Origin of the sequence: Streptomyces sp. NPDC001828, from assembly GCF_042892175.1 — a bacterium.
Classification (GTDB): Bacteria; Actinomycetota; Actinomycetes; order Streptomycetales; family Streptomycetaceae; genus Streptomyces.
Genome location: NZ_JBIATV010000002.1, coordinates 706,406 through 732,588 on the forward strand (window position 1 = coordinate 706,406; position 26,183 = coordinate 732,588).

Genomic DNA, 26,183 nt, shown 5'->3' on the forward strand with positions numbered 1-26,183 from the left:
GGGTGTACGGGGCCGTCGCCGCCTTCGTCGAGCCCGTACGGGACGAACTCGTGCGGGCGGTGGTGACGCGCGGGCTGCGCGAGGCGGACGACGCCGCCCTGTCCCGCCTCACCCAGCAGGTGGAACTGGCCCGCGACACCCTCGCGGGGCTCGTCCTGGTCGCCCGGACCTTCGTCTTCACCGCCGCCGGCGCCCTCTTCGGCCTCTTCGCCCTCGCCCCGGTCCTGCTCGCGGTGGTCGGCGGCCCCCTCCTCGCGGGCCTCGCGCTCTTCGCCGTGACGCTCGGCCCGCTCGCCCGCCGCCAGGAGCGCTTCCTCGCCGCCGACGAACGGCTGGCCGCCGAACTCGGCCTGACCGCGAGCGGGTTGAGGGACATCGCGGCGTCGGGGGCCCAGGAGCGCGCCGCCGCGAGCGCCGGGGCCCGTATCGACGAGGAGTACCGCGCGGCGCGCTCACTGGCGTACTGGGGCATGGCCCGGACCTTCGCCGTGGGCATCGGCGGCCGGCTGCCCCTGGTGCTGCTCCTGGTCGCCGCGCCCTGGCTGCTGCGGCACGGGGTCACCGCGGGCGGCCTGGCCGGTGCGCTCGCCTACCTCACCCAGTCGCTGCTGCCCGCCCTCCAGGCCCTGGTGCAGGGCCTCGGCACCTCGGGCGCCCGCCTCACCGTCGTCCTGCGCAGGCTGACGGCGGGGGAGCCGGCGCGTCCGGCGAAGCCGGTCCCCGGCAACGGGGCGTGGCCGGTGCGGCTCAGCGGCGTCGTCTTCGCGTACGGGCCCGGCGCGGCCCCCGTCCTCGACCGGCTCGACCTCGCGGTGCCGGCCGGTGAGCGGCTCGCCGTCGCCGGGCCCAGCGGCATCGGCAAGTCCACCCTGCTCGCGCTGATCGCCGGGGTGCTGCGACCGGACGCCGGGGCGGTGGCGACGGGCTGTGAGCGGGTCCTCGTACCGCAGGAGGCGTACGTCTTCACCGCCACCCTGCGGGAGAACCTCGGCTACTTCTGCCCTCGACTTCCCTCGGATGACGTGCTGTTGGCGTCGGCGGAGGCGGTAGGCGCGGGTGCGCTCCTCGCGCGCCTCGGCGGGCTTGACGCCGTACTCGAACCCGCCGGGCTCTCCAACGCCGAGCGCCAGCTCCTCGCGCTCGCGCGGGCCCATGCCGCGCCCGCGCCGCTCGTCCTGCTCGACGAGGCGACCTGTCATCTGGACCCGGCCGCCGAGGCGCGCGCGGAGCGGGCGTTCACCGGGCGCACCCTCGTCGTGGTCGCCCATCGCACCGGCTCCGCCCGGCGCGCGGACCGGGTGCTCCTGATGGACGGGGCGCACGCCGAACTGGGCACCCACGAGGAACTCCTGGCCCGCTCCGCGTTCTACCGGGACCTCACCGGAGCCGGTTCCGGTCCCTCACACCCATCCCTCCCCCTGGGAGATCCTTATCGCGTCGACCCGGTTGCGGGCCCCGGTCTTGCGGGTGATGGCGGCCATGTAATTGCGTACGGTGCCGTTGGAAAGATGGAGCCGGTGCGCGATGTCGGAGACCGAGGCTCCTTCGGCGGCGAGTGAGAGAACGCTCAACTCGCGGCGGGTGAGGGGCATTTCGGCGGCCCTGAGGAAACTGAAGCCGAGCGAGTCGTCGACGAACCGTTTCCCCTCGGCCACCTGTCTGATGGCGAATATCAAGTGCTCCGGCGTGCCCCCCTTGTCCACATAGCCCCGGGCATTGGCGTCGGCCGCCCGCTTCAGCGGTCCCGGACGATGGGCGTCGGCCAGCACCAGGAGTCGGCTCTTGCCGGTGCCGGGACGGCAGCCGGCCAGTTCGCCGAGCGGTGCGATTCCATAGGACTCCGAACAGTCCAGGTCGGCCGCGCAGACGTCCGGGCTCAGTAATCGCGCCAGCGCCGGGGCGCCGCGCCATGGTGCGTGGTGAACCTCGAGGTCGGGTTCGCGTGCGAGACGGTCGGCCAGGGCCGACCTCAACAGGCACGAGTCGTGCACGAGAAGTAACCGGATCACGTTTACAGCTCCTTCTGGCCCCACCGCTACCGGCGCCTTGGTTGGGCGCGCAACGATTCTGGGCGCCGGTTACCCCTGACATGGTCCGGCCGAACAGATCGATGGGGGGCACCGGGGGCGCGTACCCGCGCACGGGGGGCGCGGCACGCGCCACCGGGCGCATGCGGCGAGTGCCGGTCGCCCCTCAGTCCCCCCTGGCCCCGGGGGCGCCGCGCCCTTGGGGCCGCCTCCGCCCCAGCTCCCTGGGGGTGCACCCTTGGGCTGAGTTTCCCTGAGGGCGCGACCCGGGCTCGCTGTCGCCCCCTGGGGGCGCGGGGAACTGCGCGAACGGGCCCCACCGGTCCGCAGGTGAGGGACTACTGGGGTGCCCAGTGCGTGGGGTGGGCGACTTTTCGGCTGCGGACCGTGCGTGGCCGGCCGCGCAGTTCCCCGCGCCCCTGGCGGGGTTGGCCCGGCAGCGGTTGCGGGCTCCGGCGGGGCTTGCGGGCAGGGGGGTGAGCCCCTGGCGGGGTTGGCCAACAGGGGGTTGTAGGCCCGGCGGGGCTACGGGCGGTGGGGCTTCGCCGGGGTTGTCAGGTCGATCAGTTTGCAGACCGTTTCGATGTCGATCTTGACCTGCGCGATGGACGCCCGGCCCGAGAGCCAGGTGATCAGGGCCGAGTGCCAGGTGTGCTCGATGACCCGGACCGCCGAGAGCTGCTCGGGGGTGGGGTGTTCGAGCCCCATCGCGTCCAGGATGATCGCCGTGGTCTGCCGCGAGACCGTGTCGACCTCGGGGCTCACCGAGCGGTCCGCGAAGGTGAGGGCGCGCACCATCGCGTCCGCCAGGTGCGGCTCGCGCTGGAGCGCGCGGAAGGCCCGCATGAGGGTTTCGGCCACCCGCTCGGCCGACCCCGCGCCGGACGGCGGATGCTTGCGCAGGGTGCCGTGCAGGTGCTGGAGCTGGTCCTGCATCGTGGCGACCAGGAGATGGATCTTGGAAGGGAAGTAGCGGTACAGGGTGCCGAGCGCTACCCCCGCGGCCTCGGCCACCTCGCGCATCTGCACCGCGTCGAAGCCGCCGCGGCTGGCCAGCTGGGCGCTCGCGTGCAGGATGCGACGGCGCCGGGCCTCCTGGCGTTCCGTCAGGGGAGGGGTGGCCGGGGTGGCCGCCTTGGCTTCCGCTGTCATGTGTCCCGTTCCGTTTGTCCGGTTCTCTGCCACGGTGTTCGGCGGCCCAGCATGGCAGGGGCCCCGCCGTGGCGCGAATCACCTGATCCGGCTCTTACAGTCGCGCTACCTGCCGGTAGATTCGATGCTCCTTGAGTGATCGAAGTACGCTCAAGAAGGACCAAGTCTGGAACTTGTTCTAGATTAGCGCGAGCGGTTACGCTCCGGCGAAACGCAGTGATGAAGGGGGCCGCGTGTGACCGCTGAGGCCATAGAGGCAAGCCCCCGCGCCGGGGGCGCCGACCGTGCGGCCGAGCGCCCGCTACGGATCGCGCTCCTCACCTACAAGGGGAACCCGTTCTGCGGCGGCCAGGGCGTCTACGTGCGCCACCTCTCGCGCGAACTCGCCCGGCTCGGGCACCGCGTGGAGGTCATCGGCGCGCAGCCGTACCCCGTGCTCGACGAGGGCGTACCCCTGACCGAGCTCGCGAGCCTCGACCTCTACCGCTCGCCCGATCCCTTCCGCACGCCCGCCAAGGACGAGTACCGGGACTGGATCGACCGCCTGGAGGTCGCCGCCATGCGCACCGGCGGCTTCCCCGAGCCGCTCACCTTCTCACTGCGCGCCCGGCGCCATCTGGCCGCCCGGCGTGGCGAGTTCGACGTCGTCCACGACAACCAGACGCTCGGCTACGGCCTGCTCGGCGATGTCGGCGCGCCCCTGGTCACCACGATCCACCACCCCATCACCGTCGACCGCAGGCTCGAACTGGACGCGGCACCCGACTGGAAGCGCCGCGCCTCGGTGCGCCGCTGGTACGGCTTCACGCGGATGCAGAAGCGGGTCGCCCGCCGGCTGCCGTCGGTGCTCACCGTCTCCGGCACCTCCAAGGGCGAGATCGTCGACCACCTCGGGGTGCGCGAGGACCGCATCAAGGTGGTGCACATCGGCGCCGACACCACCCTGTGGTCGCCGGACCCGGCCGTCGCCGAGGTGCCCGGCCGGATCGTGACCACCTCCAGCGCGGACGTGCCCCTCAAGGGCCTGGTCTTCCTCGTCGAGGCCCTCGCCAAGCTGCGCACCGAGCACCCGGGGGCCCACCTCGTCGTCGTCGGCAAGCGCGCCGAGGACGGCCCGGTGGCCCACGCCATCGAGAAGTACGGGCTCGGCGACGCCGTCCAGTTCGTCAAGGGCATCACCGACGCCGAACTCGTCGACCTCGTACGCTCCGCGCAGATCAGCTGTGTGCCCTCGCTGTACGAGGGCTTCTCGCTGCCCGCCGCCGAGGCCATGGCGACCGGCACCCCGCTGCTCGCCACGACCGGCGGGGCGATCCCCGAGGTCGCCGGCGCCGACGGCGAGACCTGCCTCGCGGTGCCGCCCGGCGACGCGGGGGCGCTGGCGGCCGGGCTCGCCCGCCTCCTCGGGGACCCGGACCTGCGGGCCAGGCTCGGCGCGGCCGGCCGCGAGCGGGTCCTGGAACGCTTCACCTGGGCCCGCGCCGCCCGGGGCACCGCCGAGCTCTACCGCGAGGCGATCGAGGCGCAGGGCCGTTCGGCCCGGAAGCCCGCCAGGTGACCGGGCGCCCCGCGCCCACGACGACCGGCCGTACCGCGGCCACAGGTGATCTCCATCGGAAAGGGCAGACCCCGTGCTGACCGTCGACTTCTCCCGCTTCCCGCTCGCCCCGGGCGACCGCGTGCTCGACCTGGGCTGCGGCGCGGGCCGGCACGCCTTCGAGTGCTACCGGCGCGGCGCCCAGGTCGTGGCGCTCGACCAGAACGCCGAGGAGATCCGCGAGGTCGCCAAGTGGTTCGCCGCCATGAAGGAGGCGGGCGAGGCGCCCGAGGGGGCCACCGCCACCGCGATGGAGGGTGACGCGCTCAACCTCCCCTTCCCCGACGAGTCCTTCGACGTCGTGATCATCTCCGAGGTCATGGAGCACATCCCCGACGACAAGGGCGTGCTCGCCGAGATGGTCCGCGTCCTGCGGCCCGGCGGCCGCATCGCGGTGACCGTGCCGCGCTACGGGCCCGAGAAGGTGTGCTGGGCGCTGTCCGACGCGTACCACGAGGTCGAGGGCGGCCACATCCGCATCTACAAGGCGGACGAGCTCATCGGCAAGATGCGGCAGGCCGGCCTCAAGCCGTACGGCACCCACCACGCGCACGCGCTGCACTCGCCCTACTGGTGGCTCAAGTGCGCCTTCGGCGTCGACAACGACAAGGCGCTGCCGGTGAAGGCGTACCACCAGCTCCTGGTCTGGGACATCATGAAGACGCCCGGCATCAGCACGGTCACCCGGCTCGCCGAGCGGGCGCTCAACCCGGTCGTCGGCAAGAGCTTCGTGGCGTACGCGACCAAGCCGCACCTGCCCGTGAGCGCCGCCAAATGACCTCTCCGGAGCGCACCGAACACCTCGTCCTGCCCGGGGTGCTCACCGCGGGCCAGGCCGGGCAGACGGTCGCGGCGCTGCTCGCCGCGCAGCGGCCCGACGGCGCCATCCCCTGGTTCCGCGGCCACCACCTGGACCCCTGGGACCACACCGAGGCCGCGATGGCGCTCGACGCGGCGGGCGAGCACGCCGCCGCCGAGCGCGCCTACGACTGGCTGGCCCGGCACCAGAACGACGACGGCTCCTGGTACGCCGCCTACCACGACGGCGAGCACGACCGGGTCACCGACCGCTGCCGCGAGTCCAACTTCGTCGCCTACATGGCGGTCGGGGTGTGGCACCACTACCTCGCCACCGGCGACGACACCTTCCTCGACCGCATGTGGCCCAAGGTCTTCGCGGCCGTCGAGTGGGTCCTCGCGCTCCAGCAGAGCGGCGGGCAGATCGGCTGGAAGCGCGAGGAGGACGGCACCGCCGTCACCGACGCGCTGCTCACCGGCAGCTCCTCGGTCCACCACGCCCTACGCTGCGCGCTCGCCATCGCCGAACAGCGCGAAGAGCCGCAGCCCGACTGGGAGTTGGCGGCGGGCGCGCTCGCGCACGCCATCCAGCACCACCCCGAGCGCTTCCTCGACAAGTCCCGCTACTCGATGGACTGGTACTACCCGGTCCTGGGCGGCGCCCTCACCGACGCGGAGGCCAAGGCCCGCATCGACGCGATGTGGGACGACTTCGTGGTGCCCGGCCTCGGGGTGCGCTGTGTGCTGCCCAACCCGTGGGTCACCGGCGGCGAGAGCTGCGAGCTGGCCCTCGCGCTGTGGGCGACCGGCGAGTCCGACCGGGCCCTTGAGGTCCTCCAGTCGATCCAGCACCTGCGCGACCCCGCGACGGGCATGTATTGGACGGGCTACGTCTTCGAGGGCAACCGCGCGGTGTGGCCCGAGGAGCTGACCACGTGGACGGCGGGCTCGCTGCTGCTCGCGGTGGCGGCCCTCGGCGGCGACGAGGCGACCGGTGCGGTGTTCGGCGGCGAGCGCCTCCCCAGGGGCCTCGCGCCCTACTGCTGCGGGTAGCGCCCCGTACGCCCACGTCCGCGCGGCCGGCCCCGAACCCGTACGCGGACGCGCGGCCACGGCCGGGGCGACCCGTACGGAGTCGCCCGGGTGGCGCAGTGGGGTGGGGCGGGTGAGGCTGCCGGGGAGGCCGAAACATCCCCCGGAGGTCATCGTGCCCAGTACGTTCCCCATCCGCCGCATAATCGTGGCGGTCGTCCTGTCCTGCGCCGTCCTGGTGCCGACGACCGCCTGCGGAGGAGCGACCAGCTCCACCCAGAGCGCCGCCCTCACGGCGGCCGAGAGCACCCCCTCGCCGAGCGCGTCGGCGGAGCGGCAGAAGCTCGCCAAGACGCGCTTCGTCGCCAACGCCGGACTCGCGGCGGGCGCCGCCTACCAGTGGATCATCAAGCCGTACAAGGCGGGCAAGTTCAAGAAGGGCGCGAAGGGCCGTACGTTCGCCCTCGTCAAGGCCGGTCTGGCCGGTGCGTTCACGTACAACCGCCTGAAGGCGGCGACGGAGAACGCCAAGGGCGACCCGCTGCTCTCCAAGGCCGTGGCGCCCCTCACCTCGGGCATCGACTCGCTCAAGAACCTGGGCGGCAAGCTGCGCAAGGGCGACGCGAACGACAGCGACGTCGGCATGTTCGAGAACATGATCAACGGCGTCAAGGACGCGGGCCAGAAGGCAGGCGCACCGGTCAAGGACCAGGTGCCCTCCGCCGGTCAGCTCGCCGGCGGCTGATGCGGCGCTAGGAGTTGAGCTCCGCCATCGTGCGCAGCGTCAAGGGGTCCGGTGAGGTGACCAACAGGTCCGTCACCGGGCCCTTGCGCCACAACTCCAGCCGTTCCGCGATGCGTTGACGCGGGCCCACCAGGGAGATCTCGTCGGCGAACGCGTCCGGCACGGCGAGCACCGCCTCCTCCCGGCGGCCCGCGAGGAACAGCTCCTGGATGCGGCGGGCGGCGTCCCCGTAGCCCATGCGCGCCATCAGGTCGGCGTGGAAGTTGCGGGCCGCGTGGCCCATGCCGCCGATGTAGAAGCCCAGCATCGCCTTCACCGGGAGCAGCCCCTCGGCTATGTCGTCGCAGACGTGGGCCCGCACCATGGGGGCCACCAGGAAGCCCTCGCGCAGCCCCGCGAGCGAGGCCTCGTAGACGGCCGTGCGGGTCGGCGACCAGTACAGCGGGAGCCAGCCGTCCGCGATGCGGGTGGTCTGGGCGATGTTCTTGGGGCCCTCGGCGCCCAGGAGTACGGGGATGTCGGGGCGCAGGGGATGGGTGATGGCCTTGAGGGGCTTGCCGAGGCCCGTGCCGTCCGCGCCCGTGTAGGGATGCGAGTGGAAGCGTCCGTCGAGCTCCACCGGGCCTTCGCGGCGCAGCACTTGGCGGATCACCTCGACGTACTCGCGGGTCGCGGTGAGCGGGCTCGACGGGAACGGCCTGCCGTACCAGCCCTCCACCACCTGCGGTCCCGAGAGCCCGAGGCCCAGCATCATCCGGCCGCCCGAGAGGTGGTCGAGGGTGAGGGCGTGCATGGCGGTGGCGGTGGGGGTGCGCGCCGCCATCTGCGCGACGGCGGTGCCGAGCCGGATGCGCGAGGTGTGCGCGGCGATCCAGGTCAGCGGGGTGAAGGCGTCCGAGCCCCAGGCCTCCGCGGTCCACACCGAGTGGTAGCCGAACTCCTCGGCCGCGCGGGCGAGTTCGAGGTGGGCGGGGTTCGGTCCGCGCCCCCAGTAGCCGAGTGCGAGTCCCAGGCGCATGTGCCGTCCCCTCCCAGCGATCTGACGATCCGTCAGGGGACTGTAGGGCAACGGCCCCCCGCCCGGAAGGGGCGGGGGGCCGTCGGAGCGCTACGGGGTGATCAGCCGCGCTGGATGCCGGTGGTGTCCTGGAGGACACCGCGGCGGCCGTCCTGCGTCTGGGCGACCAGGCCGGGACCGCGCTGGTCCACGGCCAAGTACCAGGTGCCGGGGGCCAGTTCGGCGATCGGGGTGGGCGAGCCGTCCTCCGCGTACAGCGGGCGGGCGACGGGGACCGCGAACCAGAACGGGGCGAAGTCGCCGGCCGGAGCGGCGGCGGGCTGCGCCTGGCCGTCCGTGTGCGGCTCGGCGGCGGCCGGAGCCTGCGCGCCGAACGGCTGGGCCTGGGCGGGTGCCTGGGCGTGCGGGTGGCCGCCGAGGCTCGGGTCGCCGGGCTGTGCGCCGTAGGGCTGCTGGGCGGCGCCGGGGTAGCCGTAGCCACTGGCCGGCTGGGGCGCGCCCGGGTAGCCGTAGCCCTGCGGGGCGACGGCCGGGCTCGGGGCGCCCATGAGCGGTGCCTTCAGCGCGGCGACGAGCGGCGAGGCCACGGCGGCCGCGGCCAGGACCAGGGCGGCGATCAGGCCGAGGATCATGCCGGCGCCGGAGTTGTGGGCGTCGATGATCGTCCAGAACGCGGTCCACGCGGCGAAGATCGTGAACGCCACACCGAACTGCGTGAGGTCGAGACCCGCGACCTTCTTCGGCTCCGGCAGCGAACGGCCGACGACGACGAGCACCGCACCGATGATGCCGGCCAGGAACATGCTCATCAGGAGCGAGAGCGAGTCCCAGGCGTTCGGAGCGTCCTGGTTCGGGGGGCAGAACTGGCCCGAGCAGCTCGGAGCGGACGTGAGATTCAGGAACGAGGCGATGAACAGCACCACCGCTGCACCGATCACCACGCCGTCGCCTCGTGTGAGGGAGCGGATGTTCACGTAAAAGTCCTCTTTTGTGTCGTCTCGTCGGGGCGGTCATCGCTGCCGCCGGTGTACGTGCACACGGCGTGAAGCTCTAGGTGGTTCCCCCTGTGCGGATGAATCTATCGTCTGGAACTGTGGGCCGTACGGCGGGTCGGGAGCCTACCCGCCCAGGAAGGCCGTAATGCCGTCGGCGATGCCCTGAGCCGCCTTCTGGTGCCAGTCCGCACTCTTGAGGAGCGCCGAATCCCGGGAATCGCGCATGTTCCCGCACTCGATGAACACCTTGGGGACGGTCGACAGGTTGAGGCCGCCGAGGTCGCTGCGGGTGTCGAGGGCGGTGCCGTCGCCCACGTAGTTGGAGGCGTTCATGCCCGTGTCCAGGACGAACTTCCCCGCGATCCGCACACCGAGTTCACGCGAAGGCCCCACGATCGGGGCGGTGTCGGCGCCGCCGCCCTTCACCTTGGCGGGCAGGATGACGTGGAAGCCGCGCTGACCCTGGGCCGCGCCGTCCGCGTGCACCGATACGACGGCATCCGCCTTCGCCCGATTCCCGATCCGGGCCCGCTCGTCCACGCACGGGCCGAATGTCCGGTCGCCGTCGTGCGTGAAGACCACCTTCGCGCCCTGCTTTTCGAGGATCGCCCTGATCCGGTGCGACACATCGAGGGTGAACTCGGCTTCCGTATAACCGTCGTTGGTCTCGGTGCCGGTGGTGTCGCATTCCTTCTCGTTCGTTCCGATGTCCACCGGCTCATTGATCTCTTTTGTATGCCGGAAATTATTCGGATTGTGACCCGGGTCGATGACGACGGTCTTTCCGGCCAGCGTTCCGGTACCGGTTCCGCCGCCCGCCGGGGCCGAGGGGGAGGGGGCGCCGGTGGCGCCCGTCGCGGTCGGGCCGCCGGTCCCGGGGCGCGCGGACTGCTGGGTGGGGCTGGGCAGGGGCAGGACCTGTGGCGGCTTGTCGTCATGGCCGCCGGTCCCGCTCATCGCCTGCCAGACGAGCCAGCCCGCGAGGGCGGTCGGCGCCAGCGCGGCGAGGGCGACGAGGGCCCGGCCGCGCACGCGGCGCGACCGGCTGTCCTGATTCGATGACTCGCTGTCGTACGACACGAGCCGATGCTAGCCGCGCGCTTCTCCCGGGCCCCGGCACCCGGCGCCGCGACGTGTCACAGCGCGGCGGACGTGCGGCGCAGGACGCGCAGGGAGTCGGTCGCCGAGACCTCGGTGAACGCGCCGGACTCCAGGGCCCGCAGATACACGCGGTACGGGGCCTGGCCGGTGAACTCGTCCAGCGGGTCCGGGAAGACGTCGTGGATGACGAGCGTGCCGCCCTCGGCGAGCTTGGGCGCCCAGCCCTCGTAGTCGGCGTTCGCGTGCTCGTCGGTGTGCCCGCCGTCGATGAAGACGAAGCCGAGCCGGCCGCCCCACACCCGCGCCACCTGCGGGGAGTGCCCGACCACCGCGATCACGTGGTCCTCCAGGCCCGCCGCGTGCAGGGTCCGCCGGAAGGTGGGCAGCGTGTCCATCCGGCCCACCTCCGGGTCGACCACCGTCGGGTCGTGGAAGTCCCAGCCCGGCTGCTGCTCCTCGCTGCCGCGGTGGTGGTCGACGGTGACCGCGACGGTGCCGCTCTCGCGGGCGGCCTCGGCGAGCAGGACCGTGGAGCGCCCGCAGTACGTGCCGACCTCCAGGAGCGGCAGCCCGAGCGCCCCGGCCGCGGCGGCCGCCTCGTACAGGGCGAGCCCTTCGCGTACCGGCATGAAGCCCTTGGCCGCCTCGAAGGCGGCCAGGATCTGGGGCTTGGGAGTGGCCACGGCCCTGCTCCTTTGGGTCGTAGGTGTGTGGGCGGTCCATGGTGCCGTACGCCGTCGGGGGCGCCCCAGGTGGGCGGGGTGGTGGGCCGGTCCCGCAAGCTCACGGTCATCTGACCTTCCGTCAGATTGAAACGTGTTCTAGTCTTGCGCCGTTCTTCCGGACCGGCGACGGGTGAGGGCGTCCATGGGCATCGCGATCACGCAGGAACAGCGGGAACTGGCCGAGGCGGCGCGCGGCTGGCTCGCACGGGCCGTGCCGGTCGAGAAGGTGCGCGGGCTCCTGGACGCGCCCGGGGCCGCACAGGCCCGCCCGCAGTTCTGGGACGGCCTCGCCGAACAGGGGCTACTCGGCATCCACCTCGGCGAGGCGTTCGGCGGGGGCGGCCTCGTGGAGCTCGCCGTCGTCCTGGAGGAGGCGGGGCGCGGACTGCTGCCGGGCCCCTATCTGCCCTCGGTGCTCGCGGCCGAGCTGCTGCGCCGCGACGGGCGGCAGGACGCCCTCGTCGCGGACATCGCCGAGGGGCGCCAGGCGGCGGCCGTGGCGCTCGGCGCGGGCACGCTCCACGCCGTCGAGGGCGCGGGCGGCTGGCTCCTCGACGGCACCGCGCCGCCCGTACTGGGCGCCGGGCAGGCCGAGTTGGTGATCCTCGCGGCCGAGGCGCACCACCGCACGCTGTGGCTCGCGGTGGACGCCGGGGCGCTGCGCGTCCGCACCCACCACGGCACCGACCCGACCCGGCCCACCGCCGAGGTGCGGGCCGAGGGCGTCCTGGTCCCCGTGGACCGGGTCCTGGACCTGGAACCGACCCTGGTCCGCGATCTCGCAGCCGTCCTCTTCGCCGCCGAGTCCTGCGGCACGGCGGCCCGCACCCTGGAGATCGCGACCGAACACGCCAAGGTGCGCGAGCAGTTCGGCCGGCCCATCGGCCGGTTCCAGGCGGTCAAGCACCTGTGCGCGGACATGCTCGTACGCCTGGAGCAGGCCCGCGCGCTGGTCTGGGACGCGGCCCGGGCCATGGGCGAGCCCGCCGAGGTGCGGGGCCTGGCCGCGTCCCTCGCCGCCGCCACCGCCGTGGACGCGGCCTGCTCCGGCGCCAAGGACTGCATCCAGATCCTCGGCGGCATCGGCTTCACCTGGGAACACGACGCCCACCTGTATCTGCGCCGGGCCGTCGTCGCCCGCCAGCTCCTGGGCGCCGGCGACACCCACCGGCTGCGGGCGGTACGCCTCGCCGGTGACGGCGCCCGGCGCGAGCTGCGGATGGAGCTGCCGCCCGAGGCCGAGACCTTCCGGGCCCCCGCCCGCGCGGTGATCGACACCGCCCGGGGCCTGGACCCGGGCGCGGCCCGCCGGTCCCTCGCCCCGACCGGTTACGCGGCCCCGCACCTGCCGGCTCCTTTCGGCCTGGGCGCGGGACCGGTCCAACAGCTCGTCATCCAGGACGAGTTGAGGCGGGCCGGGGTCAAGGTGGCCGGCCTGGGGATAGCCACCTGGGTGGTGCCCTCGCTCCTCGCCCACGGCAGCGGGCCCCAGCAGGACCGCTTCCTCGCGCCCACCCTGCGCGGCGAGCTGCTGTGGTGCCAGCTGTTCTCGGAACCCGGCGCGGGCTCCGACCTCGCCTCGCTGCGCACCCGGGCCGAGCGCACCGAGGAGGGCTGGCGCGTCACCGGGCAGAAGGTGTGGACGAGCGCCGCGCAGTGGGCGGACTACGGCATCCTGCTGGCCCGCACCGACCCGGCGGCCCCCAAGCACCAGGGGCTCACCTACTTCCTCGTCGACATGAAGCGGACCGAGGGCATCGACATCCGCCCGCTGAAGGAGATCACCGGCGACTCCCTCTTCAACGAGGTGTACTTCGACGGGGCGCTGCTGCCCGCCGACGCCGTGGTCGGCGAGGTGAACGGCGGCTGGCGGGTCGCCCGCACCACCCTGGGCAACGAACGCGTCCACATGGCCGACCAGGTGGCCTTCGACACCGGCCTCGAAGCGCTGATCGCCCGCGCCGATCAGCTCGACGGGGCGTACCGGGCGCGGATCGGCGCGCTCGCCGCCGAGGCGCACGCGCTGGCCTGCCTCGGTCTGCGCACCACCATGCGTCAGGTGTCCGGCCTGGAACCGGGCGCGGGGGCTAGCGTCCGCAAGCTCGTCCAGACCCCGCACCAGCAGAGGGTCGCCGAGCTCACCCTCGAACTCCTGGGCCCCGAGGGCGCGGTGGCCGAGGGCGCGGGCGAGCGGGCCGTGCACGGCTTCCTCATGTCGCGCTGCCTGACCATCGCGGGCGGCACCACCCAGGTCCAGCTCAATGTCGTGGCCGAGCGCATCCTCGGCCTGCCCCGAGACTGAAGGGTCCCGTTGTCGTGAAGAGTGCGATGAAGAGTTACGTCGTCGGTGTCGGCATGACGAAGTTCGAGAAGCCGGAATCCCGGGACTGGCAGTACTGGGACATGGCGAAGGAGGCGGGCGGCGCGGCGCTCGCGGACGCGGGTGTCTCGTACGGGGAGGTCGAGCAGGTCCCCGTCGGCTACTGCTTCCAGGCGTCGACCGCCGGTCAACGGGCCGTCTACGAGCTGGGGTTGACGGGCGTACCCGTCTACAACGTCAACAACAACTGCGCGACCGGGGCCAGCGCGCTGATGCTGGCCCGGCAGTTCGTGGAGGGCGGGGTCAGCGACTGCGTGCTCGCGCTGGGCTTCGAGAAGATGAAGCGGGGCGCGCTCGGCGGGGGCTCCGACGGCGGCGACTTCGCGACGTCCCCGGTCGCCCGCCACTACGGGATCATGGCCGCCGGCCACGGCTTCGAGATGACGCCGCCCACCGCGCAGATCTTCGGCAACGCGGCGCGCGAGCACATGGAGCGGTACGGGACGACCGCGGCCCAGCTCGCCGCGGTCGGCGCCAAGAACCACCGGCACTCGGTGAACAACCCCAACGCCCAGTTCCAGGAGGCCTTTTCGGTGGAGGAGGTCCTCGCGGCGAGGACCATCCACCGGCCGCTGACCAAGCTCCAGTGCTCGCCGACCTCGGACGGGGCGGCGGCGGCGGTCGTCGTCTCGGAGCGGTTCGTGGAGCGGCACGGGCTTGCCGACCGCGCGGTCGAGATCGCCGGCCAGGCGATGACGACGGACACGGAGGAGTCCTTCGCGTCGGGCAGCTGCATCGACGCGGTGGGGGCGCCGATGTCCCGGTCGGCCGGCCGCCTGGCGTTCGAGCGGGCGGGCCTGGGCATCGAGGACGTCGATGTGATCGAGCTGCACGACTGCTTCTCGATCAACGAGCTGCTCACGTACGAGGCGTTGGGGATGTGCGGGGTAGGGGAGTCGGGGAAGCTGATCGAATCCGGCGCGACGACCTACGGCGGCCGGTGGGTGGTCAACCCCTCCGGGGGGCTGATCTCGAAGGGGCATCCGCTGGGCGCGACGGGGCTCGCGCAGGCGGCGGAGCTGGTGTGGCAGCTGCGGGGGGTCGCGGGGGCGCGCCAGGTACCGGGAGCGCGGGTGGGGCTCGCGCACAACATCGGGTTGGGCGGCGCGGCTGTCGTCACCGTGCTGCGCCGCTGAGTCTTCCCCACCCCGCCCCTTCCCGAGACCCTCCGGGGGAGAGTGCACCGGGTGCGGACCGTGGATGGCTGGTCGCGCAGTTCCCCGCGCCCCTGACAGCACAGGGTGCAGCGGCATCTTCAGCCTGTCATGGGGGTCCCCCCTGGCCCTTGAGGCCTTGGGGGAGTTTGAGGACGAGCGCCGTTCAGGCGCGTACGGGGGTCTGGGGGCGGAGCCCCCAGGGTCCTTTCATCCCCCGGAGGGTTCAGGGAAGGGGCGGGGTGGGGGCTCAACCGGGGTCAGGGGCGCAGCCCCTGGGCCCCTCAGCCGGAAGGGGCTGTAACGGGCGCCCACCCCATGCGACCATGACCCGCATGGCTCACGCGTCCGCAGACACCCATATATCCACCCCCACCCGAAACCCCCGCACCTGGCCCGTCGTACTCGCGGCCTGCGCGGGCCAGTTCCTCGTCGTGCTCGACGTCTCCGTCGTCAACGTGGCCCTGCCCTCCATGCGCACCGGCCTCGGCATGAGCGCGGGCGGACTGCAGTGGGTGGTCAACGCGTACGCCATCGCCTTCGCCGGGTTCATGCTGCTCGGCGGCCGCGCCGGCGACCTCTACGGACGCAAGCGGATGTTCCTCGTGGGGCTCGGTCTGTTCACCGCGGCCAGCCTCGGCGGCGGCCTCGCCCAGGAGGGCTGGCAGCTGCTGCTCGCCCGCGCCGCGCAGGGGCTCGGGGCGGCGGTCCTCGCCCCGGCCACCCTCACCATCCTGACCGCCGCCGTCCCGGAGGGCGCCGCCCGCACCCGGGCGATCGGCACCTGGGCCGCGGTCGGCGCGGGCGGCGGGGCCGCGGGCGGGCTCGTGGGCGGGGTGCTCACCGACGTCCTGTCGTGGCGCTGGGTGCTGCTGATCAACGTGCCCGTGGGCGCGCTCGTCCTGGTCGGCGCGGCGCTCTGGATCACCGAGTCCCGGGCCGGCCTGCGCCACCGCCTCGACCTGCCCGGCGCCGTCCTCGTCACGGCGGGGCTCGCGACCCTCGCGTACGGCATCGTGCGGACGGAGCAGGGTGGCTGGGGCGCGGCCGGGACGCTGGTCCCGCTCGTCGGCGGGATCGTGCTGCTGCTCCTGTTCCTCGTCGTGGAGGCGCGCACCGCCGCGCCGCTCATGCCACTGCGGCTGTTCCGGCTGCGGGCCGTCTCCGCCGCGAACGCCGTGATGTTCGTGTGCGGCTCCGCGATGTTCAGCACCTGGTTCTTCATGACCCTGTACGCGCAGAACGTGCTCGGCTACACCCCGCTGGGCGCCGGCCTCGCGCTCATCCCCAGCTCGCTCAGCGTCGTCATCGGCTCGAAGCTGGCGCCGCGCCTCATGCCGAGGACCGGGGCGCGGAACCTGGCCGTGCTCGGCGTGCTCGTGACCGCCGCCGGGTTCGGCTGGCAGTCCACGATGCGGGCGGACGACCCGTACTGGATGGCGGTCCTGGTGCCCGGCATCCTCATGATGACCGGCGCGGGACTCGCCACGACTCCCCTTGCCGCGCTGGCCACTTCGGGGGCCGCGGCGGGCGAGGCGGGGCTCGTGTCGGGCCTGATCAACACGTCCCGCACGATGGGCGGGGCGCTGGGCCTCGCCGTGCTGTCCACGGTCGCGGCCTCCCGCACCGGTGCGGTGCAGAGCGCCGAGAACCTCACCGCCGGATACGCGCTGGCCTTCCGCATCGGCGGGTTCGTCCTGCTCGCCAGCGTGCCGCTCGCGCTGGTGTGGCTGCCCCGGGCGACGGGCCCCGCCCGGCGCGCCTGACCTGCTGCGGCCGGCCCTACAGCCAGCCCTGCTGACGGGCCGAGCGCACCGCCTCCATGCGGTTGCGGGTGCCCGTCTTGCCGATCGCGGACGAGAGGTAGTTGCGGACCGTCGACTCCGACAGGTGCAGCCTGCCCGCGATGTCGGAGACGGTCGCGCCGTCCACGGACGCGTTCAGGACATCGCGTTCGCGGGCGGTCAGGGGGCTCGGTCCCGCGCTGAGGGCGGCCGCCGCGAGCGCCGGGTCGATGACCGTCTCGCCGCGCAGCACCCGGCGGATCGCCTCCGCGAGGTCCTCCACCGGCCCGTCCTTGACCAGGAATCCGGCGGCCCCCGCCTCCATCGCGCGGCGCAGATAGCCGGGCCGGCCGAAGGTGGTGAGGATCAGGACCCGGCAGTCCGGGACCTCCGTGCGCAGGTCCGCCGCCGCGTCGAGGCCGCTGCGGCCCGGCAGTTCGATGTCGAGCAGGGCCACGTCCGGCCGCGAGACGAGCGCCTCGGGGACGATCCTGTCGCCCGCCGACACCTGCGCGACGACCTCCATGTCCTCCTCGAGGCCGAGCAGCAGCGCGAGCGCGCCGCGCATCATGCCCTGGTCCTCGGCGAGCAGCACTCGTACGGATTTGGCAGGTCGGTGATCCTGGGGCATCTCGTCCACGGGCAAAGGGTATGCGGCCCCGGGGTCAGTGGCCGCCGGGGGCGGTGGTGAGTTCGGCGTCGAGGGCCGTGTCCTCGGGGTCCACCGGGAGTTCGGCGCTCACCTGGAAGCCGGCGCGGGGTGCGGGGCCCGCGCTCAGGGAGCCGCCCGCCGCGGCGAGGCGTTCGGTCAGGCCCTTGAGGCCGTTGCCACCGGTCCGGGGGGTGGGGGCGGGCGCGGCGGGCGCGCCCCTGCCGTTGTCCGTGACGGTCAGGGTGACCCGTTCCGCGGTGCCGTCGACCACGATCTCGCAGCGGCTCGCGGCGCTGTGGCGCACGACGTTGGTGACCGCCTCGCGGACCACCCAGCCGAGCAGCGCCTCGGTCTGCGCGGGCAGCGGCGGCCCCGACTGGCGTACCACCGGGTCGACTTCGGCGGCGCTCAGGGCCGAGCGGGCCCGGTCGAGTTCGGTGGCGAGGCTGCCCTCGCGGTAGCCGGTCACCGCCTCGCGGATCTCGGTCAGGGCCTGGCGGCCGACCGACTCGATGTCGGCGACCTGGCCGAGCGCCGCGTCCAGGTCGCGCGGCGCGATCCGGCGGGCCGCCTCCGACTTCACCACGATCACGGACAGCGTGTGGCCGAGCAGGTCGTGCAGGTCGCGGGAGAAGCGCAGGCGCTCCTTCTCGACCGCCGTACGGGCCAACTCCTGCCGGGTGTCGCGCAGTTCGCGGACCGTCTCGGACAGCGAGAGCAGGGCTGCGATGACCATGCCGGACAGGAACGTCCCGTAGGCGATGGTCATGTTGGCCCAGGGGTCGCCCGTCTTGATCCCCGAGATCACGCCCACCGAACCCGCGAGGATGATGATCACGTAACCGAGGCGCCGGTCCCGCAGGGCCGCTCCGCAGGTCAGCGAGAGCAGCGGGAAGAACAGCAGCCAGACCCCGCCGTAGCCCAGTCCGAGGGCGTAGGTGACGGCGGTGAGCGCGCCGAGGAGCACCAGGGTCGTGCGCTCCGGGCGCCGGTGCTTGTCCAGGGCGCGGAAGGCGACCAGGGCGTACAGGACGGCGAAGGCGACGATGCCGAGGCCGCCGAGCAGGGGGTGGGACACCTTGCCCTTGGCCACCTCGACGGCGGCCCCCGTGCCCATGAGCAGCCACGGCAGAAAGGTGTAGCCGTTCGCGGGCGGGCCGGGGAGATCGGTGGCCTCCTCGCCCCGCGAGGGCAGCTTCGGCAGCAGTGATGGCATCTGGTTCTCCCCGTACTGAAGGCTCATGCGCGCGCCCGGTCCCGGCCCGGCGCTCACGCGGTCCGCGCGGACCGACGGTAGGAGACCACGGCATAGCCGCCGAAGGCCACCAGCCAGGCTCCCATCAGCGCGATGGTGGCCGGGCCCGGGGCGTGGCCCTGCGAGGTGGCCCAGCCGAGGTCGGCGAAGCGGTGGGTGGGAGTGTATTCGGCGATCTTCCGCAGCCAGCCGGGGAAGGCGGAGACCGGGAACCACAGGCCGCCCAGGATCGCGAGCCCCATCAGGCAGGCCACGTTGACCACACCGGTGGCCTGCGCCGAGAGCCGGTAGCCGTTGCCCAGGCCCAGCATCGTGAAGGGCAGCGCCCCGATCCACAGCAGCAGCGTGAGGACGACCCACTGCCAGGCGTCCAGGCGCACGCCGTTGATCAGCGCCCCGGAGAGCAGCACCGCGAGGATGCCGGGCAGTACGGTCACCGAGCCGCTGATCGCGCGCCCGGTCACCACCCGGGTCGGCGCCAGCGGGGCGATCCGCATCTGGCGCAGCCAGCCGATCGCCTTGTCGGAGGCGACCCCGGTGCCGGTGCCGAGCGCCGAACCCAGCGCGCCGTAGGCGGCCATGCCGACCATCGAGGACACCTTCCACTCGGCGTCGCCGCTCTGCCCGCCGCCGATGTTGGTGAAGAGCAGATACATCAGGACCGGCATCCCGATGCCGAAGGTGACGAAGGAGGCGTCACGGAGCGTGCGCCGCATCTCCAGCTTGATGTACTCGATCATCGGACGGTCTCGCTTTCGCGTGCGGTGAGGGCCTCGTGAGAGGTGAGGGAGAGGAAGGCGTCCTCCAGGCTGGCGGGGGCCACTTCCAGGCGGCGGACGGCGCCCATCGCGGCGAGCGCGACGACGGTGGCGTCCGAGTCGTCGGTGCGCAGCCGCGCCCGGTCGCCGTGGACCTCCACACCGACGACACCGGGCAGCAGCGAGAGCCCCTCGGTCGCCGTCCCGGCGAGGTCGAAGGAGACCAGGCTGCCGCCGGCCGCCCGCTTGATGGACTCGCCCGGCCCGTCGGCGACGATGCGCCCCCGGTCGATGACGACGATGCGGTCCGCGTTGTCGTCGGCCTCTTCGAGGTAGTGGGTGGAGAACATCACCGTGTTGCCCCGGCCCGCGTAGGTGCGCATCGACTCCCAGAACGCGCGGCGCGCCTCCACGTCGAGCGCGGCCGTCGGCTCGTCGAGCAGCAGCAGTTCGGGGTTGCCGGCCAGCGCCATCGCGAACCGCACCCGCTGGATCTGGCCGCCGGAGAGCTTGTCGACCCGGCGGTCGCCGAACTCGGTGAGCCCGGCGAGGCCGAGCGCCTCGGCCACCGGCATCGGCTTCGGATACATGCTGGCGATGAAGAAGACCAGCTCCCGCACGGTCACCCGGGGGACCGGCTGCCCGTCCTGGAGCATCGCCCCGATGAGGCCTTCCCGTACCGCGCGCTCCGGGGTCCGCCCGAAGACCCGCACCTCGCCCGCGTCGGGCTCGTTCAGGCCGAGCAGCAGGCCGATGGTGGTGGACTTGCCGGCCCCGTTGCGGCCGAGCAGCGCCACGGTCTCGCCGCGCCCGACGGTCAGTTCGGCCCCGTTCACCGCCCGTACGGCCCCGTAGGACTTGACCACCCCGCTGAAGCGGACCGCGGTGGCGCTCCGTGTCGTCATCTGCGTCATGTCCGAAACGCTACGGAGCGCGCGGGCCCCGCCCCAGATGCGGTTGTACGGACCTGGGCAGGACAAATGTCCTGGGCACCCCCGCCGAAAGTGGCGGGGAGCGGCCTCCTTCAGGAGATCTGACGCAACGTCAGTAGCCTTCACAACTGCCGGGGCGTGCGCTATACCTAGGGGCCATCGGCCTAGAACGCGTTCTAGAACGACGGACGGGTCCTCGGTCCGGTCCAGTACGACCTCGGTGCGGCCGACGGTGCGGACGGCCGCACCGAGGTCTTTCCCCCGTGCCCGCACAACGCTCAAGGAGCAGCATCCACATGCCCATTGATGCCGCGAAGGCGATCGCCGCCGAGCCCCGGTCCACCGAGATCACCTGGGACCACAAGGACGTACAGCTCTACCACCTGGGTCTGGGCGCCGGCACGCCCGCCACCGACCCGGACGAGCTGCGCTACACCCTGGAGTCCCGGCTGCACGTGCTGCCCTCCTTCGCGACCGTCGCGGGCGCCGGCATGGGCGTGGTCGGCGGGCTCTCCGCGCCGGGCATCGACGTGGACCTCGCCGCGGTGCTGCACGGCGGCCAGGCCATCACCGTGCACCGGCCCGTCCCGGCGGGCGGCCGGGCCACCTCGACCTCCAGGGTCGCCGCCGTCTACGACAAGGGCAAGGCCGCCATCCTCGTGCTGCGCACCGAGGCCGCCGACGCGGACGGGCCGCTGTGGACCAGCGACGCGCAGATCTTCGTACGCGGCGAGGGCGGCTTCGGCGGCGACCGGGGTCCTTCGGCCCGCGTCGAGCAGCCCGACCGGGCCCCGGACCAGGTCGTCGAGCGCCCGGTCCGCGAGGAACAGGCGCTGCTCTACCGCCTGTCGGGGGACTGGAACCCGCTGCACGCCGACCCCGAATTCGCCAAGCTGGCCGGCTTCGACCGGCCGATCCTGCACGGGCTCTGCACCTACGGGATGACCCTGAAGGCCGTCGTGGACACGCTCCTCGACGGCGATGTCACCCGCGTCCGCTCGTACGCGACCCGCTTCACCGGGGTCGTCTTCCCGGGCGAGACCCTGCGGATCCGGATGTGGTCGGGCCCCGGCCGCGTCCAGGTGTCGGTGGCGGCCGTCGAGCGGGACGACGCGCCGGTCCTGTCCGACACGATCGTGGAGCACAACTGAGCCTTATCTCCCGGCACTTGGCTTTCTTGTTCGGCGCTTGAACCACGACTGAATCACGACTTGTCCCGGTACTTGAGGGGATCGAGGGGAGCCGCACCATGCGCGCAGCCGTACTGCACGAGATAGGCCAGGACAAGCTCGACGTGGTCGACGACATGGAGGCGACCGGCTTCGGCCCCGGGAAGGTCAAGCTCCGGGTCCGCGCCACCGGTCTGTGCCACTCCGACCTCTCGGCGATGAGCGGGGTGCTGCCCCAGCCCGCGCCGTTCGTGCCGGGACACGAGGGCGCGGGCGAGGTCATCGACGTCGGCGACGGCGTGACCGGCCTCGAACAGGGCGACCGGGTCCTGATGTGCTGGCTGCCCGCGTGCGGGGCGTGTCCGTCCTGCAAGCGCGGCCAGACCCAGCTCTGCCTGGCCGGGTTCATGAACGCCGGCACCCCCAACTTCCGCCGCTCCGGCGGCGACGTGTTCGGCTTCGCCGGCACCGGGACCTTCGCCGAGGAGGTCGTCGTGGCGGCCGGCTGCGCGGTCCCGATCCCCGACGACGTGCCGTACGAGATCGCGGCCCTGATCGGCTGCGGGGTGACCACCGGGCTCGGCGCGGCCATCAACACCGCGAAGGTGGAGGCGGGTTCGTCGGTCGCCGTCATCGGCTGCGGCGGCGTCGGCATCTCCACCGTCCAGGGCGCCCGGGTGCAGGGCGCCGCCCAGATCGTCGCCGTCGACCCGGTCGCGTCCCGGCGCGAGGCGGCGCTCAGGTTCGGAGCCACCGAGGCGGTCTCGCCCGAGGAGTTCGCCGACGCCAAGCAGCGGATCACCGCGGGCGAGGGCTTCGACTACGTCTTCGAGGTGGTCGGCCGCTCCGCGACCGCGCGCACCGCGTACGAGAACACCCGGCGCGGCGGCACCCTGTGCGTGGTCGGCGCGGGCGCCATGGACGACTTCTTCCAGGTCAACATGTTCGAGCTGTTCTTCGACGAGAAGCGCATCCTGCCCTCCATGTACGGCGGCGGCGACGTACTGCGCTCCTACGAGCGGGCCATCGCGCTGTGGCGGGCGGGCCGCATCGACCTGGAGGGCCTCATCACCCACCGGGTGCAGCTCGCCGGGATCAACGACGCGCTCGACCAGATGCGCAGCGGCGAGGCCCTGCGCACCTGCATCACGATCTGACCCGATCCACCCGACTGCGAGAGGATCCAACCGGCATGGCAGCACTGCCACTTGAAGGCCTGTCCGCGATCGTGACCGGGGCCGGCCGCGGGCTCGGCCGGGCCGAGGCGCTCGAACTCGCCCGGCTCGGCGCGGCCGTCGTCGTCAACGACTTCGGGCAGCCGGGCCGCGACGGCTCGGGCCAGGCGTCGAAGGGCCCCGCCGAGGAGGTCGCCGCCGAGATCCGGGCAGCGGGCGGGCGGGCGACCGCCCACACCGGGGACGTGGCCGACCACCAACAGGCCCGTGAACTGGTCCAGTTGGCGATCGACGCGTACGGCAGACTCGACATCCTGGTCAACAACGCGGGCATCCTGCGGGACCGGATGATCTTCTCGATGAGCGAGTCCGAGTGGGACTCGGTGATCCATGTGCACCTCAAGGGGCACTTCAACACCACCCACTTCGCGGCCGCCCACTGGCGCGAGCGCTCCAAGGCGGCGGGCGGCCCGGTCTACGGCCGGATCGTCAACACCTCATCGGAGGCCTTCCTCGCCGGGTCGGCCGGCCAGCCCAACTACGCGGCGGCCAAGGGCGGCATCGTAGGCCTCACCACCTCGACCGCGCTCGCGCTCGGCAAGTACGGGGTCACGGCCAACGCGATCTGCCCGCGCGCCCGTACCCGTATGACCGAGGACGTGTTCCAGGGCTTCCAGGAGCCGGGGGAGGGCCAACTCGACCCGCTGGCGCCCGAGCACGTCTCGCCGCTGGTGGGCTATCTGGCCTCGCCCGCCGCGGCCAAGGTCAACGGGCAGCTCCTGGTGGTGCACGGCGGGATGGTGGCGATCGTCGAACGGCCCCGGGTGGCCGCCAAGTTCGACACCGCGAAGGAGGTCTTCTCGTACCAGGAGCTGGACGAGCTGATCTCCCCCTACTACGCGGACAGGCCCGCGAACGAGACCTTCGCCGCGGCGGAGGTGCTCGGGCTCAAGCGGGGCTGACCGGCGGAGGGGAAGGAGAAGGCCCCCGGGGTGCACCACCCCGGGGGCCTTCTCCTGTACGGCGGTTCAGGCGTTCCGGCCCGCGTTCTCCTCGCGCCGGTGGCGCCCGTGGGCCGGCGTCGCCGAGTCCTCGGTGGAGGCCGCCCCGCCCCGGTGCTTACCCGCGCTGTCGGACCCCGTCTCCTGCGGACGGGTGTCGGTCTGGTTGGACATGAGCTGTGGTCACCCCGTAGTCGTCTTTGCTTGTGCGTCGTACAGCGCGCCGATTCTAACGATCGCCCGACGGCTGTCGACGGCCGGTCAAAGGCGCCTGCCCGAGCGGTACGGGCTTGGCCGCGGCGGGCCGCGCCGGCTCGGGCGGCGGCGCGGCCGGAGCCCGGGCCGGGTCCGGCGGCGCGGGCACGTCCAGCACCGCGCAAGGGCTCGCCTCCGTGACGTACGGAAGCCTCAGCACCCCCTGCGGCGTCCACAGTCCGGACCCCGCCAACCACCCGTGCGGCGCGGCCAGTTGATGCAGATGGCGGCCCGCCGGGCGCCAGATGCCGAGCCAGCTGCCGCCCGCCCCGTCGATGCGCAGCGCCACCGCGCACGACTCCGGCATCAGGACCTGGCCGGGCTGTATGGCGAACGGCGTCACCGCCGCGTCCGCCAGGCGCAGGCACTCCGGAAAGCGCACCGGGAGCGCGGAGCCGAGCACGCCCCAGCCGAGCCGGTCGTGGCCCGGGGCGTCCGAGCGGATCAGGAGCAGCCCGCTGTCGGCGTCCGCGAGCAGCAGCCGGTCGTCGCTGTCCTCGGTGATCTGGAGCAGCTCGGTGACCTCGCCGGCGCGCTCCAGGTCGACGGCGACCGCCTTGGTGCGGCCGTCCAGCTCACGGTCGAGGGCCAGCATCCGGCCGGTGCGGTCCAGCCACACCCCGCCCGAGCAGCGCCCCTTGAGCCGGGCCACCAGCTCGGGGCCGAACGCCCCGCCCGCCACCAGCCACAGCGCGGTGGAGTCGGGGCCCACCGCGAGGGCGTAGGCGCAGCTGCCGTCCGGGGACGGCGGGAGCAGCGTCAGCTCGTCCGCCCCGGCGTCGACCGCGCCGAGCGGCAGCTCGCCGGTGGCCGGTCCGGTCGGGTAGAGCAGGGCGAAGGAGTGCCGGTCGGCGACCCTGCGGTGGATGAGCACCCGGCCGTCCGCCATGGGCAGCACCCCGGCGTCGGGCTCCTCCGGCTGGTTGCCGGGGAGCGGCACCGCGTACGGCTCGGGGCCGTCGAGCGTCCAGCGCTCGGGGAACCAGGCCGCGGTGCCGCCCTCGTCGCGCACCAGCCGCGCGGCGTACGCGCCGTTGGCGGTGATCGCGAATCCCGTACTTCCGACCGCGCCGCCCTCGGCAGCGGTCTCGATGGCCAAAGCCGTCATCTGATGGCTCACCTCCGGCCACCGAAGCTAGTTTTCGCACTTCCGGACGGACAACACGAGACCACTCGCTTCACACCAAAGGGTGGCGGCCGGACGATTCGCCTGTGTGGGGGGCGGCGGATGTGCAGGAACGATTTATGTAAGGTTAGGCGAACCTAAGCCACATTGGCCGGATCCTTGCGGTCGCCCAGGTGGTGCCCGATCCCCCGTCGTACAGGAGCCTGAGATGTCCCTACGCCGCCGCGGCACCGCCGCCGTAGCCCTCGCCGTGGCCGCCGGCCTCTCGCTCGCGGCCTGCGGAAGCGGCGACGGCGGGGACAAGGCGTCCGCGTCGGCGTCCGGCAAGGCGGACCCGGGCGGCAAGAAGTCGGTCGCGCAGGGCGGCAAGGACTTCGCCGCCGCAGCCGACAAGACGGCCAAGATGGGCACCGACGCGGCGCCCGGCACGTTCCCGCGCACGATCGACCACGCCATGGGCAGCACCCGGATCGAGGCGCGGCCCAAGCGCGTCGTCGTCCTCGACGTCGGCGAGTTCGACAACGTCGTCTCGCTGGGCGTCCAGCCCGTCGGCTACGCGCCGACCGAGGGCGACGAGGGCATCCCCAGCTACCTGAGGAAGGGCGCGGGCGACCCGAAGAACGTCGGCACGATCAACAGCCTCAACCTGGAGGCCATCGCCGCGCTCAAGCCCGACCTCATCCTCGGCAGCCAGCTGCGCGCGGCCGACAAGTACAAGGAACTCTCCAAGATCGCGCCGACGGTCTTCTCGATCCGCCCCGGCTTCCCCTGGAAGCAGAACTACCTCCTGAACGCCGCCGCCCTGGACAAGGCCGCGGACGCGAAGGCCAAGCTCGCCGCGTACGAGACCAAGGCCGAGCGGCTCGGCGCCGACCTCGGCCCGGACAAGCCGACCGTCACGATGCTCCGCTACATGCCGGGCAAGGTCCGCCTGTACGCGAAGGCCTCCTTCATCGGCACGATCCTCGACGACGCCGGCATCCCGCGCCCCAAGAACCAGCAGGCCGTCGATCTCGCCACCGAGGTCGGCCCGGAGACCATCGACCAGGCCGACGCCGACTGGATCTTCACCGGCGTCTACGGCGACCCGAAGAAGTCCAAGCGGGACAGCGCCGAGTCGAACCCGCTGTGGAAGAACCTGAAGGCCGTCAAGGCCGGGCACGCCAAGGACGTCAAGGACGAGACCTGGTACCTCGGGCTCGGCGTCACCGCCGCCGACTCCGTCCTGGACGACCTGCGCGGCTTCCTCGTCAAGAAGTAGCCGCGTCCCTCGCCGAGTGCGGCCGAGGGGGTGTCCGGCGGGCCCGGGCCACGGCCCCGGCCCCTCGCACCCCGGCGGCCGACCGGTGGGG

The 26,183-nt window shown here is 72.9% G+C and carries 23 protein-coding genes and 1 pseudogene; 12 read left to right on the forward strand and 12 right to left on the reverse strand.

Going from position 1 to position 26,183, the window contains the following annotated elements:
• Window positions 1-470: 470 nt before the first annotated feature.
• Window positions 471-1,181: pseudogene (locus tag ACFYZA_RS10155) on the forward strand (ATP-binding cassette domain-containing protein); the annotation flags it as partial.
• Between the two features lie 219 nt (window positions 1,182-1,400).
• On the opposite strand, the gene ACFYZA_RS10160 reads toward ACFYZA_RS10155, so the two are convergent.
• Window positions 1,401-2,009 carry a LuxR C-terminal-related transcriptional regulator gene (locus tag ACFYZA_RS10160; RefSeq protein ID WP_382591446.1) on the reverse strand — a complete coding sequence of 203 codons (609 nt, stop codon included), beginning with the start codon at window positions 2,007-2,009 and terminating at the stop codon, window positions 1,401-1,403.
• A gap of 543 nt (window positions 2,010-2,552) precedes the next feature.
• The gene (locus ACFYZA_RS10165; RefSeq protein WP_382591443.1) at window positions 2,553-3,179 is read right to left on the reverse strand and encodes a TetR family transcriptional regulator; all 627 of its coding nucleotides are present in this window, start codon (window positions 3,177-3,179) and stop codon (window positions 2,553-2,555) included.
• A 235-nt stretch (window positions 3,180-3,414) separates the two neighbouring features.
• Between ACFYZA_RS10165 and ACFYZA_RS10170 the strand changes: the two genes are divergently transcribed.
• From ACFYZA_RS10170 to ACFYZA_RS10185, 4 genes are all read left to right on the forward strand, one after another.
• Complete coding sequence (locus tag ACFYZA_RS10170) at window positions 3,415-4,737, forward strand: glycosyltransferase family 4 protein (protein ID WP_382591440.1); 1,323 nt, start codon at window positions 3,415-3,417, stop codon at window positions 4,735-4,737.
• A gap of 73 nt (window positions 4,738-4,810) precedes the next feature.
• Window positions 4,811-5,554 (forward strand): class I SAM-dependent methyltransferase, encoded by a 744-nt coding sequence (locus tag ACFYZA_RS10175; RefSeq protein WP_382591437.1) that lies wholly within the window; start codon window positions 4,811-4,813, stop codon window positions 5,552-5,554.
• Entirely contained in the window at window positions 5,551-6,627 is a 1,077-nt protein-coding gene (locus tag ACFYZA_RS10180) for a prenyltransferase (protein ID WP_382591434.1), read from the forward strand. The genes ACFYZA_RS10175 and ACFYZA_RS10180 overlap by 4 nt, the downstream gene beginning before the upstream one ends.
• A gap of 154 nt (window positions 6,628-6,781) precedes the next feature.
• Window positions 6,782-7,351 carry a hypothetical protein gene (locus tag ACFYZA_RS10185; RefSeq protein ID WP_382591430.1) on the forward strand — a complete coding sequence of 190 codons (570 nt, stop codon included), beginning with the start codon at window positions 6,782-6,784 and terminating at the stop codon, window positions 7,349-7,351.
• Between the two features lie 7 nt (window positions 7,352-7,358).
• On the opposite strand, the gene ACFYZA_RS10190 is transcribed toward ACFYZA_RS10185, so the two are convergent.
• From ACFYZA_RS10190 to ACFYZA_RS10205, 4 genes are all read right to left on the reverse strand, one after another.
• On the reverse strand, window positions 7,359-8,369 hold the full coding sequence (locus tag ACFYZA_RS10190) for an LLM class F420-dependent oxidoreductase (RefSeq protein WP_388489045.1): 1,011 nt from the start codon (window positions 8,367-8,369) through the stop codon (window positions 7,359-7,361).
• Window positions 8,370-8,470: 101 nt separating this feature from the next.
• The gene (locus tag ACFYZA_RS10195; protein ID WP_388489048.1) at window positions 8,471-9,343 is read right to left on the reverse strand and encodes a hypothetical protein; all 873 of its coding nucleotides are present in this window, start codon (window positions 9,341-9,343) and stop codon (window positions 8,471-8,473) included.
• Window positions 9,344-9,487: 144 nt separating this feature from the next.
• Entirely contained in the window at window positions 9,488-10,444 is a 957-nt protein-coding gene (locus tag ACFYZA_RS10200) for an N-acetylmuramoyl-L-alanine amidase (RefSeq protein WP_388489051.1), read from the reverse strand.
• Between the two features lie 56 nt (window positions 10,445-10,500).
• Entirely contained in the window at window positions 10,501-11,094 is a 594-nt protein-coding gene (locus tag ACFYZA_RS10205) for a class I SAM-dependent methyltransferase (RefSeq protein WP_382591692.1), read from the reverse strand.
• Window positions 11,095-11,332: 238 nt separating this feature from the next.
• Here ACFYZA_RS10205 and ACFYZA_RS10210 point away from each other — a divergent pair, with 238 nt between their 5' ends.
• The 3 genes from ACFYZA_RS10210 (at window position 11,333) to ACFYZA_RS10220 (ending at window position 16,490) form a co-directional block, all read left to right on the forward strand.
• Complete coding sequence (locus ACFYZA_RS10210) at window positions 11,333-13,492, forward strand: acyl-CoA dehydrogenase (RefSeq protein WP_388489054.1); 2,160 nt, start codon at window positions 11,333-11,335, stop codon at window positions 13,490-13,492.
• A 26-nt stretch (window positions 13,493-13,518) separates the two neighbouring features.
• Window positions 13,519-14,706, forward strand: a complete 1,188-nt coding sequence (locus ACFYZA_RS10215) for a beta-ketoacyl synthase N-terminal-like domain-containing protein (protein WP_382591689.1) — start codon at window positions 13,519-13,521, stop codon at window positions 14,704-14,706.
• Between the two features lie 344 nt (window positions 14,707-15,050).
• The gene (locus ACFYZA_RS10220; protein WP_388489056.1) at window positions 15,051-16,490 is read left to right on the forward strand and encodes an MFS transporter; all 1,440 of its coding nucleotides are present in this window, start codon (window positions 15,051-15,053) and stop codon (window positions 16,488-16,490) included.
• Between the two features lie 16 nt (window positions 16,491-16,506).
• Here the strand turns inward: ACFYZA_RS10220 and ACFYZA_RS10225 are convergent, their stop codons facing one another.
• Genes ACFYZA_RS10225 through ACFYZA_RS10240 form a run of 4 tightly spaced genes read right to left on the reverse strand, consistent with a single transcriptional unit; the run spans window position 16,507 to window position 20,087 of the window.
• The gene (locus ACFYZA_RS10225; RefSeq protein WP_382591686.1) at window positions 16,507-17,139 is read right to left on the reverse strand and encodes a response regulator; all 633 of its coding nucleotides are present in this window, start codon (window positions 17,137-17,139) and stop codon (window positions 16,507-16,509) included.
• Window positions 17,140-17,173: 34 nt separating this feature from the next.
• Complete coding sequence (locus ACFYZA_RS10230; protein WP_388489059.1) at window positions 17,174-18,376, reverse strand: histidine kinase; 1,203 nt, start codon at window positions 18,374-18,376, stop codon at window positions 17,174-17,176.
• 53 nt (window positions 18,377-18,429) lie between these two features.
• Complete coding sequence (locus ACFYZA_RS10235; protein WP_382591410.1) at window positions 18,430-19,155, reverse strand: ABC transporter permease; 726 nt, start codon at window positions 19,153-19,155, stop codon at window positions 18,430-18,432.
• A complete protein-coding gene (locus ACFYZA_RS10240; RefSeq protein WP_388489062.1) occupies window positions 19,152-20,087 on the reverse strand; it encodes an ATP-binding cassette domain-containing protein in 936 nt (311 codons plus the stop codon). Before ACFYZA_RS10240 ends, ACFYZA_RS10235 begins: the two co-directional genes overlap by 4 nt.
• Window positions 20,088-20,401: 314 nt before the next feature.
• Between ACFYZA_RS10240 and ACFYZA_RS10245 the strand changes: the two genes are divergently transcribed.
• From ACFYZA_RS10245 to ACFYZA_RS10255, 3 genes are all read left to right on the forward strand, one after another.
• Entirely contained in the window at window positions 20,402-21,256 is an 855-nt protein-coding gene (locus ACFYZA_RS10245) for a MaoC/PaaZ C-terminal domain-containing protein (protein ID WP_382591403.1), read from the forward strand.
• A gap of 98 nt (window positions 21,257-21,354) precedes the next feature.
• Window positions 21,355-22,431 carry a Zn-dependent alcohol dehydrogenase gene (locus ACFYZA_RS10250; RefSeq protein WP_382591400.1) on the forward strand — a complete coding sequence of 359 codons (1,077 nt, stop codon included), beginning with the start codon at window positions 21,355-21,357 and terminating at the stop codon, window positions 22,429-22,431.
• Window positions 22,432-22,466: 35 nt separating this feature from the next.
• Entirely contained in the window at window positions 22,467-23,411 is a 945-nt protein-coding gene (locus ACFYZA_RS10255; protein ID WP_388489066.1) for a 3-oxoacyl-ACP reductase, read from the forward strand.
• A 66-nt stretch (window positions 23,412-23,477) separates the two neighbouring features.
• On the opposite strand, the gene ACFYZA_RS10260 is transcribed toward ACFYZA_RS10255, so the two are convergent.
• Both ACFYZA_RS10260 and ACFYZA_RS10265 read right to left on the reverse strand, forming a co-directional pair.
• Window positions 23,478-23,624: a hypothetical protein gene (locus ACFYZA_RS10260; protein ID WP_382597963.1), complete on the reverse strand. Its 147-nt coding sequence runs from the start codon at window positions 23,622-23,624 to the stop codon at window positions 23,478-23,480.
• Window positions 23,625-23,679: 55 nt separating this feature from the next.
• Window positions 23,680-24,813, reverse strand: a complete 1,134-nt coding sequence (locus ACFYZA_RS10265) for a hypothetical protein (RefSeq protein ID WP_388489069.1) — start codon at window positions 24,811-24,813, stop codon at window positions 23,680-23,682.
• A 226-nt stretch (window positions 24,814-25,039) separates the two neighbouring features.
• Here ACFYZA_RS10265 and ACFYZA_RS10270 point away from each other — a divergent pair, with 226 nt between their 5' ends.
• Window positions 25,040-26,092: an ABC transporter substrate-binding protein gene (locus ACFYZA_RS10270; protein WP_388489072.1), complete on the forward strand. Its 1,053-nt coding sequence runs from the start codon at window positions 25,040-25,042 to the stop codon at window positions 26,090-26,092.
• The last annotated feature ends 91 nt before the right edge of the window (window positions 26,093-26,183 follow it).